The sequence below is a fragment of the Maribacter aurantiacus genome (genome assembly GCF_005780245.1).
GTDB classification, from domain to species: Bacteria; Bacteroidota; Bacteroidia; order Flavobacteriales; family Flavobacteriaceae; genus Maribacter; species Maribacter flavus.
The window spans coordinates 108,276-125,978 of sequence record NZ_VBUK01000011.1 but is presented as its reverse complement, the minus strand read 5'-3'; the positions used below and the strand labels follow the sequence as shown (position 1 = coordinate 125,978).

The 17,703-nt window shown below is 41.7% G+C and carries 18 protein-coding genes and 1 pseudogene; 9 read left to right on the top strand and 10 right to left on the bottom strand.

Features of this window, described 5'->3' with window-relative positions; translation table 11 throughout:
- From FEK29_RS18000 to FEK29_RS18065, 5 genes and pseudogenes are all read left to right on the top strand, one after another.
- Positions 1-864: pseudogene (locus FEK29_RS18000) on the top strand (hypothetical protein); the annotation flags it as partial.
- Positions 865-867: 3 nt separating this feature from the next.
- Positions 868-2,028, top strand: coding sequence for a gliding motility-associated C-terminal domain-containing protein (locus tag FEK29_RS15720; protein WP_138259390.1), 1,161 nt, complete (start codon positions 868-870; stop codon positions 2,026-2,028).
- Between the two features lie 162 nt (positions 2,029-2,190).
- The gene (locus FEK29_RS15715; protein ID WP_138259389.1) at positions 2,191-2,919 is read left to right on the top strand and encodes a M15 family metallopeptidase; all 729 of its coding nucleotides are present in this window, start codon (positions 2,191-2,193) and stop codon (positions 2,917-2,919) included.
- A gap of 40 nt (positions 2,920-2,959) precedes the next feature.
- Positions 2,960-3,727, top strand: coding sequence for a M48 family metalloprotease (locus tag FEK29_RS15710; protein ID WP_138259388.1), 768 nt, complete (start codon positions 2,960-2,962; stop codon positions 3,725-3,727).
- A 160-nt stretch (positions 3,728-3,887) separates the two neighbouring features.
- A complete protein-coding gene (locus FEK29_RS18065; protein ID WP_162850219.1) occupies positions 3,888-4,055 on the top strand; it encodes a DUF6747 family protein in 168 nt (55 codons plus the stop codon).
- A gap of 99 nt (positions 4,056-4,154) precedes the next feature.
- On the opposite strand, the gene FEK29_RS15705 is transcribed toward FEK29_RS18065, so the two are convergent.
- Together FEK29_RS15705 and FEK29_RS15700 are read right to left on the bottom strand one after the other, a co-directional pair.
- Positions 4,155-4,541 carry an ankyrin repeat domain-containing protein gene (locus FEK29_RS15705; RefSeq protein WP_138259387.1) on the bottom strand — a complete coding sequence of 129 codons (387 nt, stop codon included), beginning with the start codon at positions 4,539-4,541 and terminating at the stop codon, positions 4,155-4,157.
- Positions 4,542-4,825: 284 nt separating this feature from the next.
- A complete protein-coding gene (locus FEK29_RS15700; RefSeq protein WP_138259386.1) occupies positions 4,826-5,218 on the bottom strand; it encodes an ankyrin repeat domain-containing protein in 393 nt (130 codons plus the stop codon).
- 229 nt (positions 5,219-5,447) lie between these two features.
- On the opposite strand from FEK29_RS15700, the gene gpmI reads away from it, so the two are divergent.
- The 3 genes from gpmI (at position 5,448) to FEK29_RS15685 (ending at position 8,654) form a co-directional block, all read left to right on the top strand.
- Positions 5,448-6,968: a 2,3-bisphosphoglycerate-independent phosphoglycerate mutase gene (gpmI, locus tag FEK29_RS15695; protein WP_138259385.1), complete on the top strand. Its 1,521-nt coding sequence runs from the start codon at positions 5,448-5,450 to the stop codon at positions 6,966-6,968.
- A gap of 31 nt (positions 6,969-6,999) precedes the next feature.
- Positions 7,000-7,818, top strand: coding sequence for a type I methionyl aminopeptidase (gene map, locus FEK29_RS15690; RefSeq protein ID WP_138259384.1), 819 nt, complete (start codon positions 7,000-7,002; stop codon positions 7,816-7,818).
- A gap of 71 nt (positions 7,819-7,889) precedes the next feature.
- The gene (locus FEK29_RS15685) at positions 7,890-8,654 is read left to right on the top strand and encodes a class I SAM-dependent methyltransferase (protein ID WP_138259383.1); all 765 of its coding nucleotides are present in this window, start codon (positions 7,890-7,892) and stop codon (positions 8,652-8,654) included.
- Here FEK29_RS15685 and FEK29_RS15680 read toward each other — a convergent pair whose 3' ends face one another.
- The 8 genes from FEK29_RS15680 to FEK29_RS15645 all read right to left on the bottom strand — a co-directional run bounded on the left by FEK29_RS15680 (position 8,655) and on the right by FEK29_RS15645 (position 16,299).
- Complete coding sequence (locus FEK29_RS15680; protein WP_138259382.1) at positions 8,655-9,653, bottom strand: FAD:protein FMN transferase; 999 nt, start codon at positions 9,651-9,653, stop codon at positions 8,655-8,657. It lies immediately after the preceding gene.
- Positions 9,653-10,018: a Na(+)-translocating NADH-quinone reductase subunit F gene (locus FEK29_RS15675; RefSeq protein ID WP_138259381.1), complete on the bottom strand. Its 366-nt coding sequence runs from the start codon at positions 10,016-10,018 to the stop codon at positions 9,653-9,655. The genes FEK29_RS15680 and FEK29_RS15675 overlap by 1 nt, the downstream gene beginning before the upstream one ends.
- Before the next feature lie 164 nt (positions 10,019-10,182).
- Complete coding sequence (gene nqrF / locus FEK29_RS15670; RefSeq protein ID WP_138259380.1) at positions 10,183-11,490, bottom strand: NADH:ubiquinone reductase (Na(+)-transporting) subunit F; 1,308 nt, start codon at positions 11,488-11,490, stop codon at positions 10,183-10,185.
- Positions 11,491-11,495: 5 nt separating this feature from the next.
- Complete coding sequence (nqrE, locus tag FEK29_RS15665; protein ID WP_138259379.1) at positions 11,496-12,257, bottom strand: NADH:ubiquinone reductase (Na(+)-transporting) subunit E; 762 nt, start codon at positions 12,255-12,257, stop codon at positions 11,496-11,498.
- 22 nt (positions 12,258-12,279) lie between these two features.
- Positions 12,280-12,927 (bottom strand): NADH:ubiquinone reductase (Na(+)-transporting) subunit D, encoded by a 648-nt coding sequence (locus FEK29_RS15660; RefSeq protein ID WP_138259378.1) that lies wholly within the window; start codon positions 12,925-12,927, stop codon positions 12,280-12,282.
- Between the two features lies 1 nt (position 12,928).
- Positions 12,929-13,678, bottom strand: a complete 750-nt coding sequence (locus FEK29_RS15655; RefSeq protein ID WP_138259377.1) for a Na(+)-translocating NADH-quinone reductase subunit C — start codon at positions 13,676-13,678, stop codon at positions 12,929-12,931.
- A 2-nt stretch (positions 13,679-13,680) separates the two neighbouring features.
- Positions 13,681-14,943, bottom strand: coding sequence for an NADH:ubiquinone reductase (Na(+)-transporting) subunit B (locus FEK29_RS15650; RefSeq protein WP_138259376.1), 1,263 nt, complete (start codon positions 14,941-14,943; stop codon positions 13,681-13,683).
- Between the two features lie 3 nt (positions 14,944-14,946).
- Positions 14,947-16,299 carry a Na(+)-translocating NADH-quinone reductase subunit A gene (locus tag FEK29_RS15645; RefSeq protein WP_138259375.1) on the bottom strand — a complete coding sequence of 451 codons (1,353 nt, stop codon included), beginning with the start codon at positions 16,297-16,299 and terminating at the stop codon, positions 14,947-14,949.
- A gap of 152 nt (positions 16,300-16,451) precedes the next feature.
- Here FEK29_RS15645 and FEK29_RS15640 point away from each other — a divergent pair, with 152 nt between their 5' ends.
- Positions 16,452-17,702, top strand: a complete 1,251-nt coding sequence (locus FEK29_RS15640) for a type IX secretion system plug protein (RefSeq protein WP_138259374.1) — start codon at positions 16,452-16,454, stop codon at positions 17,700-17,702.
- Position 17,703: the final 1 nt, after the last annotated feature.

The window sequence follows — 17,703 nt, the reverse complement described above, 5'->3', positions numbered from 1 at the left end:
GTCCCAGTGGCCGCAACACCCGCGAACTATACCGCTGGCGCTGCCAACGTCGAGGCGCATCTTGTAGGTATCGACGCAGCTCTGGCTTCTGGATCACAGAACCTTTTCAGTACTAATGGTCTAGTATTAGGGGCAGCAAGAACACATAATCTAAACGGAAATAATTTAGTTTTTGAGGGAAGTGGAAATATTGGAATTGGTAGTCTTCCAGGAGCTCCACAGGATAAGCTAGATGTCGATGGTCAAATTAGGGCAAGAAGTGGATTTGGTGCTTCAAATGGTACAGCCGCTTTGCCGACCCTTGGATTCTACAATGATCCTGATACTGGTATCTTTAGAGGAACTTTAGTAAATTATTTGAGATTCTCAACTTCTGGAGATGAAGCTATGACAATTGATCCCTCACAAAACATTGGCATAGGTCCAGCCTTTGCTCAGGTTCCAGGGCCAGCCCAACCTATACTTGCGAGACTTCATGTAGATGGAGATATAAGAGGTAATGATATATATTCTAACGGCGTCCAAATTCCGGACTACGTCTTCCAAAAATATTTCCTAGGTTCATCCACACTTAATGAAAGTTATCGATTTGAATCACTTAGGGCAATAGAAGAATTTATCAAAATAAATCACCACCTACCTGGGGTAACTTCTGCTGCTACTGCCAAAAAAGAAGGCACTTGGAACTTGAGCCAATCCAACCTTCAAAACCTCGAAAAAATCGAAGAGCTCTTCCTCCATACCATAGAACAGGAGAAAAAGATAGAAGCGTTACGGGAAGAGAATTTGGAACTTTCCAAGGAATTGGAAGAGTTAAAAACCCAAGTGGAGAATATTAAAAAAATGATCTCCAAAAAGGAATAGCCCATGAGAATCCTTTTTTTTATATTGGTACTTTTTGGATTGGGAGGCCTAAACGCCCAAACGGCTCTGTACAACAACGGAAACCTCCGCATCCATGACGGGGGCAACTTGGGTTTTCATACGGACCTTATCAACGATGCCCCCTTTGACGAAAACCGTGGCCTCGTAGGGTTTTACGGGGAGAACATTTCGGTTTTTGGAACGGTAGTGCCCTTGTTCTACGATGTGGAAGTGGCCGTTGAGAACGACCTCATTCTCACTTTGGGTCTGGATACCCGTAACAACACCAATTTCATTTTCGGGGATGTTTTTACCCCAAAGGCGAACCCTGCCGTGTACTACAATTTCCTGACCGATGCCTTTTACAACGGTGAAGGCAACCTTCAAAAAATAAACGGCTATGCGGCCATCTCCAACAAACAGGATTTTATGTTTCCCGTGGGGAGCAACGATGCCTTGCGACCCCTGACCTTGAATTCTGAAAGCATCAATCTGTTCGCCAAATGTGCCTATTTTTTCCAGAACCCGGGTACACAGTCGGTCATACCGGGCGACTTCAACATTGAGATATTGGACGTGGACATTGCCGCCGTTTCCAATATGGAATTTTGGCGTTTGGAAGGCAGCGTTCCTTCCACTATTTCCATCTCTTGGAACAGGGAAAGCAATATGGCCAACCTAACCGATGATGCCACGACCATCATTCCCGTGGGGTGGAGCAAAGTATCCCAACGGTGGATCAACTTGGAGGCCACTTTTGTTACGGGCGATTTGGAACAGGGGTTTACAACTTCGGCGACCTTTATTCCCAACGATTATGAAATCATCACTCTTGGTGTGTCCCAAATACCTTTTGAACCTCTGGAAAAAGAGGTGCTCACCTTGGACAACTTTTTTGTTTCGCCCAACGGGGACGGTATCAACGACCGCTTTTTTGTGGAGGAGTTGGCGGAATCGCCCAACAATATGGTGCGCATCTACGACCGTTTTGGGCTAAAAGTGTTCGAACAGGCGAACTACGTGGATGAATTCGAAGGATTTTCCAATGTTGGCAACATTGTATTCGGTCGGGAGGATGGCCTACCCATTGGGGTTTACTTTTACACGATAGACATGTTGGACCTTGATTTGAAGTACCAAGGCTTTTTATACCTCGCTAGATAGTTTCGTAATCTTTCCCAATTGCTATTTCAGAAATAAAAAAAGGTAATATTTCGAAGGCTTTGTACGTTATGTATTCATTGTGTTGTTCGATGAAAATCGGTCTGCACACTATTTTTAAGTAATTTTAGTGGGTATCGTTAACCCATCGGAAAAAAACAAAAAATGAAGAGAAGATCCTTTATCCAAAAAAGTAGCGGAGCGGCCTTGGGGCTTTCCTTGCTTCCAAACCTTATCATGCAGGACATGGGCTATTCCACGGCAGAATTGATGGGAAAGGCGAACATTGAACTATTTGGAAAGGATATCAACCTTCGAAAAGAAGCGCACGACGCTTTTTTGGAAATGAAAAAGGCGGCCTATTCAGATGGCATCGACCTGAAAATAGTTTCCAGTTTCCGTGATTTCAGCAGACAGGAAGGTATTTTTGAACGCAAGTACATTACCTATACCGATGAAGGTATGGAACCCATGGCGGCCATTGAAAAAATAATCGAATATTCTACCATTCCGGGAACCAGCAGACATCATTGGGGTACGGATGCCGATATAATCGATGGTTACAGGAATGTGGAGGGCGATGTACTCGACCCTGAAAAATATGGCAACGGCGGTCCTTATGAGGACTTTAAGTTATGGATGGACGAGAATTCAGAAACCTACGGTTATTACTTGGTCTATACGGACGACCCAAAAAGAAGGGGATTCAAGTACGAGCCATGGCACTACAGCTACGCTCCTTTGTCCATACCCATGTTGGAAGCCTACCGGGGCATCAATGTGGTAGCCCTCCTTGAAAAAGAGGAGTTTTATGGCGCGGAACACTTTACACGGGCCTTTTTGCGCAGTTATATCCAAAACAATATTTTGGACATCAATAGAGCACTTCTGTAACTCTTTTGTATCTTAGGTTCTACTATAGAACACTAACATTATGAGAAGAGGAAGTTGGAAAATCCGAATTTTTATCGGTTTGGCCATAGTGGCCTTCGCCTTTATCCAAAAATGCAACAACAAGGAGGAAAACCCGTATACCGGCCGTACCCAAACCATTAACATGTCCCCGGAGCAGGAAATCGCCATTGGATTGCAAAGCGCTCCGGAAATGGCCCAACAGCACGGCGGACTCTACCCCGATGAAAAATTACAGGCCTTTGTGGATGCCGTTGGAAACCGCTTGGTTAATAACAGCATCGCCCAAGAAACACCCTATAAATACGATTTTCATCTGTTGGCCGATGACCGCACGATCAATGCATTTGCTTTGCCCGGCGGACAGTGTTTTATTACCTATGCCCTATTCCGCCAATTGAACGAGGCCCAACTTGCGGGGGTTTTGGGCCATGAAATTGGGCATGTGATCGGTAGGCATTCCGCCGAACGGATCGCGGAAAGTACCTTCTGGCAAACAGTGACGATGGGAGCCTCCGTAGGTGCGGATATGGGCGATATTGTAGGCAGCATTGGACAGAATACCCTTTTGACCAATGGTAGGGACGACGAATTGGAAAGTGACGAACTGGGCGTTTTGTTCATGATACAATCCGGCTATGACCCCAATGAAATGATCAAGGTCATGGAAATATTAAAGGCGGCCGCCGGGCCAAACCGGGTCCCTGAATTTCAGAGTACACATCCCGACCCGGAAAACAGGATCGAAAAAATAAGGGAAGCCATAGAAAAATATAGAAACGAAGGTTAAACGTTAAAATTTGCGTATAATCGGATTTATATACTAATTGCCCTATCCTTTTTACTATATTTATGATTCCCGAATCGCTTTAACTACTAAAATTTGACCCTTATAGCTTTGATTTAGTAATACATGCCGATGTTTATTGGTATCTAAACAAGACACTATAATGGGAACACTTACACACTTCAAGAATCTTTATGTTGGCGCATTTGAAAACTGCAAACCGGAAATATTGGTGGTGATCTTAAAGGTCTATTCCGTATTCTGCGCCCTGATGTTATTTATGGCCATCTATGCCTTCACGCATAGGGCTTTAAACGGTTTTGAATTTTAATTGGTACTCTTTTACTTGAACACTATTTAGAGTATATTATGAATAAAAAGGCCCATCGGTTTCGATGGGCCTTTTATCTAATTCAAAGAATCAAAAAAATTATGAATTGGAATTGATTACTTCCAATACATCCGTAGCCTTGGACATTTCCGCATACTCCTTTACCGTATAGCCCTGGTCGCTTTTTATGTTCAAATTGGCCTGGTTCAACAATAATACCTTCATCACTTCCGCTTTGTTGTACCTTGCCGCGTACATGGCAGGTGTCATACCCAAGGACTTTTCGTTTACGCTTTCACCGGTGGCGATCAAGCTTCTTACTTTGTCCACATCCCCTTGCATGGCCGCTTTACATAATGAACTGATATTATCGTTTACGGGCGTCACGATTGTATGGTTTCTAGGGGCGTCCGCATGGACGTTTGCATAGGAGCTGGAAAAACCCAAAACTCCCAATGACATGGTTAATACAATTATTTTTTTCATAATAAGGTTATTAAATTGTTATGCATTTTTATAATATCCGTAAAATTAAACATCTTATTTTAAGGATATTTCATTTTAAGAAAACAATAATAAAAAATTAACAATGGGAAACTTTTTCTTAACACCGCGCTTCCAATCGCAATTCCCTTTTTTAAAAAATTTGATATGACCGTTCGTTTTTGGCCGACCATTAAACAAAACATCATTTTTAGGAAAGAAAAAAGGCCTGTTCCATCCAATAAAGGAACAGGCCTTTCGTCTTTTGATTGATGGTTTGTTGCACCTTAGCTACCGCTAGCGCCCTCCAAAACAGCAAGTGCATCGGTGGCATTTGAAAGTTCCGCATACTTGGCCACGGAGTATCCTTGGTCACTCTTTGCGGATAAATCGGCCCCGTGATCAATAAGCAATTGAAGTACTTCCGCTTTGTTGTAACGTGCAGCGAACATTGCGGGAGTCATGCCCAAGGATTTTTTGTTAACGTCCTCTCCCAATTCTATCATTCGCTCCACGGTTTCAATGTCTCCCTGCATGACCGCTTTACAAAAAGAACTAAGGTCATAGTTCGCTTTGCTTTTTTCCAATTTGATTTGATTTTTGATTGGCGTAGCGTTGGCCAAAAGACCAGTGCCCACGAACATAACCGCCATGGACAACGTTAGGATTGTTTTTTTCATGATGAATGAATTTTTAATTGATGAATAGATTGTTGTTATATATTTATAGACGTGCCTTATAAGCTTATGTTACAGGATTAACAGTTATATAACTAAATTTTAACAAAAGCCGCAAATTAAGGTAAGACTCTCTAACAATTCCGCATTCTCTCGCAAAAAGAGTATTCAAGTTCTAGTTATACTTAGGGAATCCTAGTATTTTTGACACACACTATTTAACGACCTACAGATGAACAAGAAAGTTATCTTAATGATATTGGATGGATGGGGCAAATCTCCAGACCCTAAAGTTTCGGCAGTTGACAAGGCCAACACCCCTTTTATCGACAGTTTATATAAAGATTACCCCAATGCGAATTTACTCACGGACGGGATGAACGTTGGGCTTCCGGAGGGGCAAATGGGCAATAGCGAAGTAGGGCACATGAACTTAGGAGCGGGTAGAATCGTCTATCAGGACTTGGCAAAAATTAATTTGGCCGTGAAGGAGAATTCCTTAAAGGACGAACCGGCACTGAAGGATGCCTTTCAATATGCGAATACGAACGATAAACCAATTCATTTTTTGGGTCTTTTGAGTGATGGTGGGGTGCATAGCCATATTGACCATTTGAAGGGGCTTATATCCGCAGGTTCGGAATCCGGAGTAAAAAATATGTTTATCCATGCCTTTACGGATGGTAGGGATGTAGATCCCAAAAGTGGTAAAGGATTTTTGCAGGATTTGGTTTCGTTCTGTTCAGGAACAAATGCGCAATTGGCATCCGTTGTTGGTAGGTATTATGCCATGGACCGTGACAAACGCTGGGAACGGGTAAAAAAAGCCTATGATGTAATGGTCAATGCCGAAGGGGAAAAATCCATGGATATTGTTCAAAGCATCCAAAACAGTTATGACAACAATGTAACGGACGAATTTGTGGAACCCATCGTTATGGTGAATGATTCAGGCCATCCTGTTGGGCAAATCAAAGAGGGCGACGTTGTCATATTCTTCAATTTTAGAACGGACCGAGGTAGGGAACTTACCCAAGTGCTCAGTCAGGAGGATATGCATGAGCAAAACATGCACAAACTCGATCTTTACTACGTGACCATGACCAACTACGATGATTCCTTCAAAGGCGTCCATGTAGTATACGACAAGGAAAATATAAAAGAAACGTTGGGAGAAGTACTTGCTAATGCCGGCAAGACCCAGATACGGATTGCGGAAACGGAGAAATACCCCCATGTGACATTTTTCTTTAGCGGTGGTAGGGAAGTACCCTTTGAAGGAGAAAAGCGGCTGTTGTGTCCTTCTCCAAAGGTAGCCACCTACGACCTACAACCGGAAATGAGTGCCTACGATATTCGGGACGCCATTGTACCAGAACTTAAAAAAGGGGAAGTGGACTTTGTATGCCTCAATTTTGCCAATCCGGATATGGTTGGCCATACCGGGGTTATGGAGGCAGCGATAAAAGCCTGTGAAACGGTGGATGCATGTGCCAAGGATGTTATCACTACAGCCATCGAAAACGATTATTCCGTTTTGGTCATTGCCGATCATGGAAATTGTGAGACGATGATAAATCCGGATGGAACACCCAATACCGCCCATACCACCAATCCTGTACCATTAATTCTGGTTGATAAGGATGTTAAGCATATCAAGGATGGCGTTCTTGGGGATATCGCCCCCACTATTTTAAAATTGATGGGCGTGGCACAATCCCCCTTTATGACCCAAAAATCCTTGGTGGACTAGCTTAATCCAAAATAAGCGTACTTTTGCACTTATGGTAAAAATAAAATCGGCAGAAGAAATAGAACTCATGCGCGAGAGCGCCCTGATCGTATCCAAAACATTGGGCATGTTGGCATCGGAAATAAAACCAGGAGTCAATGCCCTTTATTTGGATAAATTGGCAGAAACCTTTATTAGGGACCACGGCGCTTCCCCAGGCTTTTTGGGAATGTACGATTTCCCAAATACCTTGAACATGAGCCCAAACGCACAAGTAGTCCACGGAATCCCAAATGGTGAACCGCTTAAAGATGGGGATATTATTTCGGTGGACTGTGGTGCCCTTAAAAATGGATTTTATGGGGACCATGCGTATACCTTTGAAGTTGGCGAAGTGGCCCCAGAGGTAAAACAATTATTGAAAGTGACCAAGGAATCGCTTTACATTGGTATTCGCGAATTCAAAGTAGGCAACAGGGTTGGCGATGTAGGTTTTGCCATTCAAAATTATTGTGAAAGCCATGGGTATGGTGTGGTACGTGAACTTGTTGGCCATGGACTGGGCAAGAAACTGCATGAAAGTCCGGAAATGCCCAATTATGGAAAAAGAGGGCGCGGGAAAAAGTTTGTAGAAGGTATGACGGTGGCCATTGAACCTATGATCAATATGGGGACAAAAAACATTAGACAGCTTAAGGATGGCTGGACCATTCTCACTGCAGATGGAAAACCCAGTGCGCATTTTGAGCATAATGTGGCCATTGTAAACGGAAAACCAGAGCTGCTATCCACATTCCAATACATTTATGATGCTCTGGGTATTGTATCAGATGAGGAGCTTGAGTTTAGGCAGGCTAAGCTACAATCTTAAATATTATTAAAGAGCAATTTAGAGACAATCCGATTTCTATTGGAAAATACCAACGCTCGCTTTTCGGGTAGATGAAGAAAATTTTCAAATTTTTTCTGAACCTTATACCAAGACCAGTGCTTATCAAGCTCAGCTATTGGGTACGGCCTATATTGTCCTTTTACTATTCCGGGAATACGTACCAAGATCCCATAGATGGGAAAACATTCCGTAGTTTCCTTCCCTATGGTTATGAAAATCCTAGGGAAAATGTGCTTTCTCCCTCTACCCTTTCGTTGGAAAGACACAGACTTTTATGGCTTTTTTTGAAAAACGACACCAATTTTTTTCAGGATACCCTAAAGGTATTACACTTTGCCCCGGAACAGGCCTTTTATAAAAGATTTAAAAAGCTGAAAAATCTTGCGTATACCACAACCGACCTAAACTCCCCTTTGGCCGATGTTAAAGCCGACATCTGCAACCTACCTTTTGAAAGTAACAGTTTTGATGTTATTCTTTGCAATCACGTGCTGGAGCATATTCCAGATGACACCAAGGCCATAAATGAACTTTTTAGGGTTTTGAAACCGGGCGGTTGGGGTGTTTTCCAAATACCCCAAGATTTAAGTAGGGAAATAACTTTTGAAGACCATTCCATCACGGACAAAAAAGAAAGGGCTAGAATATTCGGTCAATACGACCATGTACGCATCTATGGTAGGGACTTTTTTGAAAAGTTAAAGTCTGTAGGTTTTAGGGTTTACGAAATAGACATGACCTCTAAAATGCCCCCAGAGGACGTCGATAAATACAGATTGGCCCAGGGAGAAATTATCCCTTTGGTCAAAAAATAACTATTCCACCAAAAGTTCCTTAAATCCTTTGGTGAGAAATTCTTGGGTAACTCCCTTTTCATCCAAATAAATAATATACGCTTCAAGGTCTTTGTTATAATTAATGACTTTAAAGGCCTCGTGCAGGTCCATCGCCATAAATGCCGTGGCGTAGGCATCTGCCGTTGCACAGTCATTCGCGAGAATGGTCACCCCCAGTGTATTTGAATTTTTAGTGTAACCTGTAATAGGGTCAATAGTATGGACATATTTTTTTCCAGAAATACTATCCACCCTGTATTTCCGATAATTTCCGGAGGAAGCCAAAGCCCTATCGGACATATTTATCAACAATTTCATTCGTCTGCCCATTTCCGCTTGGGGATCATCGATACCCACCACCCAGGGTTTTTCCTTTTCAAGGTTAATCCCTTTTGCCACTACTTCCCCACCAACTTCCACCAAGTAATTCTCAATACCTTTCTTGTCCAACATAACGGCCAACCTATCAATTGCATATCCTTTGGCGATGGCATTAAAATCGAAATAAATATTCGGGTTTTGCTTAATGACCCTATTCTGAGGTGAAATGGATACTTTATTGAAGCCTACATATTGCAATAAACTATCCACGGTAAGGCTATCCATGGAAATCTGTTGCCCAGGCCCAAAGCCCCATGCGTTTACCAAAGTACCTACCGTTGGGTCAAAATATCCTTTGGTCTGTTTGTGTACCTTTCTGGAAAGCTCAAAAACCTCTTGGAACATTTGATCTACTACAACCAGGCTATCACCCCGGTTTATTCTCGAAATATCCGAATCAGGAATATACGTCGATAAGGATTTATTGACCGCTGTGAAGACGGAATCGATTTCAGCTTGGAAGTCAAGCTTTTCATTCCCCAAATAAATAATATTGTACGTAGTTCCAAGGGCCTCTCCCCTAGTCTGATTCCTAACAATCCCTCCCCTGCAGGAGAATAGTAGGAGCACTCCTGCCAAACACATCCATTTACCCATTATTCAATTTCAATTAAACCGTCATAATCCACGATATATTCCTCGTTCAGGTACACCGGTAGATTGTAATCCTTTGCATTTACCAAGCCCACCGGCGCATAAAAGGTTTTCGCTTCAAATTTTAAGGCATGGTCCCTCATTTTGTTTAAATCGGCCCTAAAAAAATCCAAATCTTGCGGATCTCCTGGGTACTCAATGGCCTTCACCACCACAAAACTCATTTTTGTTTCCTTTATACAAACGAATTGAGGGTTCTTTCGAAGTTCACTGTTGACCGCTAGAAATTCGTATCCATCTTCCACAAGCTGCTTCCCCACCAAATTCATGGCTAAATTATGAAGTTCCTGTTCCGATAATGGTTGCATGTATTCAAAGTTTTATTTCTCCTATTTGAAAGTTATTTTCAATGGCATTTCTAAAGGTAATGAACTATGTGTTTTTCCGATTACGAAGAACCGATAAATCCCACCCCAAAAAAAACCGACATGCATGCATATCGGTTTTTACATATTCTTGTTTTCCTTTTTTACTAGCCTCCGAAATCGTCGAATCGAATGTTTTCATCAGGAATACCAAAATCCTCTCCCATTTTCTGAACCGCTTTGTTCATTAGCGGGGGACCACAGAAGTAAAGTTCAATATCCTCGGGTGCCTCATGCTTACTCAAATAATTGTCTATCACACAATTGTGAATAAATCCAACGAAGCCGTCCCCTGGTGCATCGATATCTTCCTTGACCTTCCAATTATCCTCTTCCAAAGGCTCGGAAAGGGCTAAATAAAATTTGAAATTTGGGAACTCCTTTTCCAACTGGTAGAAATGGTCTAAGTAAAACAACTCTCGCTTAGACCTACCTCCATACCAATACGATACCTTTCTTTTTGTCTTCAATGTTTTGAAAAGGTGATATAAGTGGGAACGCATCGGGGCCATTCCTGCACCTCCACCAACATACAACATCTCGGCATCTGATTCATTTATGAAGAATTCTCCGTAAGGACCTGATATAATACAGTCGTCACCTGGCTTCAGGTTAAATATGTAAGATGAAGCAATCCCGGGATTTACATCCATCCAACCATTTTTATTGCGATCCCATGGCGGTGTGGCAATACGGACATTCAGCATAATTTCGCGTCCTTCAGCCGGGTAGGAAGCCATTGAATAGGCCCTTTCTACCGTTTCCGGATTTTTCATCACCAAAGGCCATAGATTGAACTTATCCCATTCTGCCTTGAACTTATCAGGAGTTTCATGTTCCTCTGGGTGGGCCGTGATATCGATATCCGCATATTTGACTTCACACTCCGGAATCTCTATCTGAATATATCCTCCAGCCTTATAGTTCATATCTTCTGGAATTTCAACTACAAATTCCTTAATGAAAGAGGCAACATTGTAATTTCTAACCACCTTGGCATTCCATTTCTTAATACCGAAAACCTCTTCAGGTATGGTAATTTCCATGTCCTGTTTTACCTTCACCTGACAGGCCAAACGCGCTCCATGATTCAATTCCTTTTTTGAAAAATGAGGTGTCTCGGTCGGTAGTGCTTCTCCTCCACCGGAAAGCACATGGCATTCACATTGAATACAAGTTCCACCACCACCACAAGCGGATGGTAAAAATATTTTCTGATTTCCCAATGTAGAAAGTAAAGAACTACCCGATCCCACTTCTATCTTTTTTTCACCATTGATTGTAATGGTTACGGGACCTGAGGGGGATAATTTTTCCTTGGTGAACAATAATAAAGCCACTAATATCATCAGTAGAATTAAAAAAGCGACTACTGTAATCAATATTGTTCCGCCTGTGCTTGCAGCTAAAATCATGCTAATTATTTTACGTCGTTATAGGAGATTTCCTTTTTGTCGATCTCAGAATTATTTTCAGTTACCTCTTGGTTGGTCACATCCTTTTCTTCGCTCTTTGGAGTTTCGATATTTACGGTTTCCTGAGCATCTTCGGCGGCGTCATCCCCACCGGTCAACATACCACCGAAACTTTGAAAACCAATTCCCATTAATCCGGTTATGATAAAGGTTATCCCCAATCCCCTCAATGGTGCTGGAACATTGGAATAACGGATTTTTTCACGGATGGCCGCGATGGCTAAAATGGCCAAAAACCAACCGATACCTGAGCTTAATCCGTAGTTAAACGCCAATCCAAAGGTTTCTATTTGCCTGGACTGCATAAAAAGTGATCCACCAAGTATGGCACAGTTTACAGCAATCAAGGGCAAGAAAATCCCCAAGGAATTGTAAAGTGACGGTGAGAACTTTTCCACTACGATTTCCACAAGTTGTACCATGGTTGCAATGGTAGCAATGAACAAGATAAAAGAAAGAAAGCTTAGGTTATAATCCGCATACTCAGGTCCCAACCAGGCCAATGCTCCATCTTGTAATAAATATTTATCCAAGAGCCAGTTCATGGGAACAGTTACAGCAAGTACGAAAATGACCGCTGCCCCAAGACCTACGGCCGTGGCCACTTTTTTGGAAACCGCCAAATAGGAACACATCCCCAAGAATACGGCGAATACCATATTATCGATAAAAATGGACCTAAAAAATAATTCTATATGCTCTAACATAATATTGTGTGTAAGTGTATTCTTAATTCTCTTCTACCAATGCAGGATTTCTAGATCGCTGCACCCAGATAATAATTCCAACAACTATGAGGGCCGCAGGAGGTATAATCATGAATCCATTGTTTTCATAGCCAATGGAATAAAGGCCAGTCTTTTCAATTGGATCACCCAAAACTGGAAATCCAAATAAGGTTCCTGAGCCCAAAAGTTCCCTAAAGAAACCTACGATTACCAAAATAATTCCATAACCCAAGGAGTTCCCTATTCCATCCAAGAATGATCTCCAAAGACCATTTCCCAAGGCAAAGGCTTCAAAACGTCCCATGATGATACAGTTGGTAATAATCAATCCTACAAAAACGGATAGTGTTTTACTTAGTGGATAAGCAAATGCCTTTAACACCTGATCCACTACGATTACCAAGGTGGCTACCACTATCAACTGTACGATAATTCTAATCTTGGAAGGGATTATATTTCTCATAGCCGAGATAACTACGTTCCCCACACCCAAAACGAACATAACCGCGATGGCCATAACCACGGAAGCCTTTAGTTCTGCGGTAATTGCCAAAGCCGAACAGATACCCAATACCTGAATAGTAATCGGGTTGTTGTCCGCTAGGGGATCTTTTATAAGATTCGCATCCTTTTTTGATAAAAGTGCCATATTAATTGGTTCTAATAGTTTGTAAATAATCTTTGTATAGATTTATGGTCTCCTTAATCATAGCCGCAACTCCGTTGCCGGTAATGGTTGCACCTGCCAAAGCGTCTACTTCATTATCGTCCTTGTCATTGTTCAGGGGATCATTGTTTCCTTTGGCAACATTTATACCCGCATACCTAGTACCATCCATAATACTTTCACCTGAAAAGTCATCCATGAAATATCGTTGGTTAATATTGGCTCCTAATCCGGGAGTCTCCCCTTTATGATCAAAGAATACCCCTTGAACTACCATTTCACTATCCAAGGCGATGTAACCCCAGATATCATCCCAAAGACCTTTTCCGTACATGGGTATCACATAAAATTTCCTTCCTTCCTTTTCACCGATAAACAATGGCAACTCTGGAGTTTGACCCTTTTTAGCCATGGCTAGTTGCTTTTTCATATCAATCAAATAAGCCTCCTTGTTTTCAAAGACCTCATCCCCTTTGATAACAATTTGCTCGGTTATGTATTGGGAGAACTCACTCTCAACTTCATCTGTTGGGACAAAATTAACGCTTCCTTCGTCAGCATTTTCATTGATACCCATGGCATAGAGTATATTTTGCTGTTTCTCAAAACGCATATTTTCGTTGATCCTACCGCTTAATCCTGTAGCTAGAAAAGCAAGTATTGAACCTACAATGACCACCATGACCGAGGCAAAAACCACGGTGTACACATTTTTATCTGTATTTATTGCCATAATTAAACCGTTTCTACTTTTAATTCTTCAGCTTTACCGTCCGTATCCTTTGGTAGTACAACGGCATTCTTAAATCGCTTCATTCTTCTTTTTACGTTTGCCTGTACCACGTAATGATCGATGGTGGGCGCGAACACGTTCATCAACAATATCGCCAAGAAGACACCCTCTGGATAGGCGGGATTGAAAACGCGAATCATTACAGATATAAAACCAATGAAGAAGCCATATATCCATTTACCGCGATTGGTCTGGGAACCTGTAACAGGGTCAGTGGCCATATAAACAATACCAAAAGCCAGACCGCCCACTATCAGATGCTTCCAAAATTCAAAGCTCATCAAACCATAAAACTTACTGGTTTCGGTAATCCAACCCATTTCGACCACTTGGTTGAAAATTAGACCCATAACCAAAGATCCAATTACGGCACTAAGCATTATCCTCCAGCTGGCAATCTTACTGAAAATCAAAAAGAGGCCTCCAATCAATATCAAAAGTGTGGAAGTTTCGCCAACAGAACCCGGAATAAAACCGAAAAACATATCGGACACTGAATAACTCACCTCGGCATTTTGGGCCAAGGAACCTAAGATTGTTTCACCTGAAATGGCATCCGGACCACCTGCTCGTTCCACGGCACCATGCACCCAAACCTTATCACCACTCATCCATGTAGGATACGCGAAAAACAGGAATGCACGTATTGTTAGGGCAGGGTTCAAAATATTCATTCCGGTACCCCCAAATACTTCCTTGCCAATTACAACTCCAAAAACGACGGCAACGGCCAACATCCACAACGGGGTATCAACGGGAACAATCAGGGGAACCAACATTCCGGTTACCAAATAACCCTCTTCAACCTCATGCCCTTTAATTACGGCAAAAATGAATTCCACAATAAGTCCTACCCCATAGGAAACAACGACCAAAGGCAAAACTTTGATTATGCCAATCCAGAAATTGTCCCATGTCAAAAAGTTTTCGAAAAAAGACAATGACCTTGGAGTTCCATTGGCCGCATCAATGGCTGCATAATGCTGATAGCCCGCGTTGAACATGGAAAACAGCAACACAGGAATAAGCGCCATTATCACAGTGTTCATGGTCCTCTTTAAGTCGTCAGCAGCCTTTACATGCGTACCGCCATGGGTAGTTTCATTGGGAGTGAACAAAAAAGTATGAAAAGCATTGAAAGCAGGCGCCATCTTTTTGCCTTGATACTTCATTTTCAACTCATGCATTTTACTTTTTAAACTCATATCTTATCCTATTTCTTTTTGCAATAAATCCAATCCTTCACGAATAATTTTTTGATGGGGTTGTTTGGAAATACAAATGAATTCAGTTAGAGAAAAATCCTCAGGTGCAACTTCATAAAGCCCCAATTGTTCCATTTCATCCAAATCCTTCACCATACATGCTTTTAGCAATTGTAGGGGATAAATATCCATTGGAAAAACTTCCTCATATTGCCCTGTTACCACAAATGCCCTATGTTCACCATTAGTGTTTGTGGTCAAATCATATTTCTTTTTAGGCTGTAACCAAGAAAAAGTCAAGGCCCTGGTAGTTGAAACTTTATTAAACACGGGCTTGTTCCATCCGAACAACTCATAATCATTACCTTCCGGAATCACAGTAACCGTATTATTATAAAAACCTAAATGACCATCTGGGGCACTTTTGGATCCGGTTAGCACATCACCGTTAATGACTCTAAAGTTTTCATCGTTTACACCACTAGCATAGAGGAACGTAGAGATTTCGGCACCGATTTTAGTACTATAATATTTAGGAGATTTAACGGACGATCCAGCCAATGCCACGATTCTTTCCGCATTGAATTTACCCGTATTGAGATACTCCCCGATGATGACCAAATCTTGGGGAGAAACGGTCCAAACCAACTCGCCTTTGTTAATAGGGTCAATTTTGTTTATCTGTGTCCCGACCAATCCAGCAGGATGTGGGCCGGATACTGTATGTAATTCGATTCCTTTTAAACCCGACAATGGCGAATTTCCGGAAGCACCCACGGAAACATGTATTTTTCCGGGAGTAAGTTTACCTAAAGCAGTTATCGCTGTCTGCAACTCCTCCTCCTTGCCTTTCAAAACATAATCCAAATCAGCGGCCAATGGAGCCGTGGCATAGCCAGAAATAAAGATAGCTTTTGGAGTAGTGTTAGGGTCGGCTATAACATCATAGGGACGTTGTTTTACGAAAGGCCAACAGCCGGATTTCAATAAGGCAGCCTTAATATCTTGACCAGAGGCCTTTACCAGATCCAGTTTTTTGTGCTCAACAACTTCTTGGGTCTTATCGGCCAAAATCTTCAACCTGAGTATCCTTCTACGCGCGCCCCTCTCAATTTCCACCAATTCACCACTTACCGGAGAAACAAACAACATTTTCTCATTGGCTTTACTGTAGAACAATGGCTCTCCAGCTTTTACCTCGGCCCCTTCCTTTAACAACATTTTAGGAGTTATTCCGTGAAAATCATCAAGCTTTATTGCGTAAACATTGCTTAGGACGGCTTTTGAAGTAGACAACTCGGAAGCTCCTACCAAATTGATGTCCAGTCCTTTTTTAATTCGAATGTCTTTTGACATATTATTGTAGACCTTAGGTTAACAAAATTTGCTGCGAATTTACTACTAAATGAAAAGTTTTCATAATAATTAACCATAAATTAGGCATTCTATCGAGGTAAATTTTTTAGGCATCCTTTTTGTTTACCTTTAACCCAAATATTAATTGTTAAATGCGATTTTTCCTTAAACAAATAATTGTTGGCCTTCTCTGTATTCAAGGCGCGTTGGCCCAGATACAAGAGGAAATCAATCCCCCGGACCATATTAAGTCGGTCATATTTAGAGGACCTACGGACGATCAATTTCCTGTAGTTCAGATTGGGGAAACCCTTCGATTGGAATTCGATGACCTATTGGCAAACGAACAGGATTATTATTATAAAATAGTCCATTGTGATTATGACTGGACCCCATCGGACCTTCTTAAATCCCAATATCTGGACGGTATCGATAATCAACGAATCATAAATTACGAAAATAGCTACACAACGTTGGAGACCTATTCCAACTATCAGCTTACCATACCAAATGAAAATGTACGTTTAAGGGTTACCGGTAACTACCTAATCGAAATCTACAACAGTAGTTACGAGCTCCAATTCTCAAGAAGGTTCATGGTTTATAAGGATGTCGTAAAAGTTGGTGCCGAGGTAAAGCGTTCGCGGGATTTCAACTTTTTAAATGAAAAGCAGGTGGTTCATTTTAGGATCAATCCAGGTAATTTTCAATTGGTAAATCCAAAACAGGAAGTCAAAGTTGCCATTATCCAAAACAATTATTGGGAAAATGCCATCTACAATATAAAGCCACAGTTCACCTTGGGGGCTGAACTGGTGTACCGGTATGATCAGGAAACCGCATTTTTTGGGGGCAATGAATATTTGTTGTTCGACACCAGTGACCTAAGGGCCCCGAGTTCCCAAATCGCAAGAATAGAAATAGGGGATCGCCTTTACAATCATTATCTATTCAGTGACAATTTTAGGGCGAATGAACCCTACACCTACTTTCCGGATATCAACGGGGACTTTGTGGTTAGGACCTTGCAAGGGGACGATGCCTCTAGGGAAGCGGAATACACCAAGGTCCATTTCAGCCTACCATATACAGAAGCATTAGGACTTGACGATGTATACATTTTTGGGAAATTCAATAACTATGCCCTATCCGAGGAAAATAAAATGACCTACAACGAGAATAACGGAATGATGGAAGCCACCTTGATTTTGAAGCAAGGTTTTTACAATTATAAATACGTTACAAAAAACGAAGCTGGCAAAATAAATTTGAATACCGTTGGCGGAAATTTTCATTTTACGGAAAACAACTACATGATCTTGGTATATTACAGAAATTTTGGAGACCTTTACGATAGTATTATAGGAGTGGGCTCCGCAAATTCCAGAAACATCAGTAACTGAT

Excerpts from the sequence above, each read along its gene's own strand:
- FEK29_RS15720 (WP_138259390.1), top strand. The coding sequence starts at position 868 with ATGAGAATCCTTTTTTTTATATTGGTACTTTTTGGATTGGGAGGCCTA.
- FEK29_RS15715 (WP_138259389.1), top strand. The coding sequence starts at position 2,191 with ATGAAGAGAAGATCCTTTATCCAAAAAAGTAGCGGAGCGGCCTTGGGG.
- FEK29_RS15710 (WP_138259388.1), top strand. The coding sequence starts at position 2,960 with ATGAGAAGAGGAAGTTGGAAAATCCGAATTTTTATCGGTTTGGCCATA.
- FEK29_RS18065 (WP_162850219.1), top strand. The coding sequence starts at position 3,888 with ATGGGAACACTTACACACTTCAAGAATCTTTATGTTGGCGCATTTGAA.
- FEK29_RS15705 (WP_138259387.1), bottom strand. The coding sequence starts at position 4,541 with ATGAAAAAAATAATTGTATTAACCATGTCATTGGGAGTTTTGGGTTTT.
- FEK29_RS15700 (WP_138259386.1), bottom strand. The coding sequence starts at position 5,218 with ATGAAAAAAACAATCCTAACGTTGTCCATGGCGGTTATGTTCGTGGGC.
- gpmI (WP_138259385.1), top strand. The coding sequence starts at position 5,448 with ATGAACAAGAAAGTTATCTTAATGATATTGGATGGATGGGGCAAATCT.
- map (WP_138259384.1), top strand. The coding sequence starts at position 7,000 with ATGGTAAAAATAAAATCGGCAGAAGAAATAGAACTCATGCGCGAGAGC.
- FEK29_RS15685 (WP_138259383.1), top strand. The coding sequence starts at position 7,890 with ATGAAGAAAATTTTCAAATTTTTTCTGAACCTTATACCAAGACCAGTG.
- FEK29_RS15680 (WP_138259382.1), bottom strand. The coding sequence starts at position 9,653 with ATGGGTAAATGGATGTGTTTGGCAGGAGTGCTCCTACTATTCTCCTGC.
- FEK29_RS15675 (WP_138259381.1), bottom strand. The coding sequence starts at position 10,018 with ATGCAACCATTATCGGAACAGGAACTTCATAATTTAGCCATGAATTTG.
- nqrF (WP_138259380.1), bottom strand. The coding sequence starts at position 11,490 with ATGATTTTAGCTGCAAGCACAGGCGGAACAATATTGATTACAGTAGTC.
- nqrE (WP_138259379.1), bottom strand. The coding sequence starts at position 12,257 with ATGTTAGAGCATATAGAATTATTTTTTAGGTCCATTTTTATCGATAAT.
- FEK29_RS15660 (WP_138259378.1), bottom strand. The coding sequence starts at position 12,927 with ATGGCACTTTTATCAAAAAAGGATGCGAATCTTATAAAAGATCCCCTA.
- FEK29_RS15655 (WP_138259377.1), bottom strand. The coding sequence starts at position 13,678 with ATGGCAATAAATACAGATAAAAATGTGTACACCGTGGTTTTTGCCTCG.
- FEK29_RS15650 (WP_138259376.1), bottom strand. The coding sequence starts at position 14,943 with ATGAGTTTAAAAAGTAAAATGCATGAGTTGAAAATGAAGTATCAAGGC.
- FEK29_RS15645 (WP_138259375.1), bottom strand. The coding sequence starts at position 16,299 with ATGTCAAAAGACATTCGAATTAAAAAAGGACTGGACATCAATTTGGTA.
- FEK29_RS15640 (WP_138259374.1), top strand. The coding sequence starts at position 16,452 with ATGCGATTTTTCCTTAAACAAATAATTGTTGGCCTTCTCTGTATTCAA.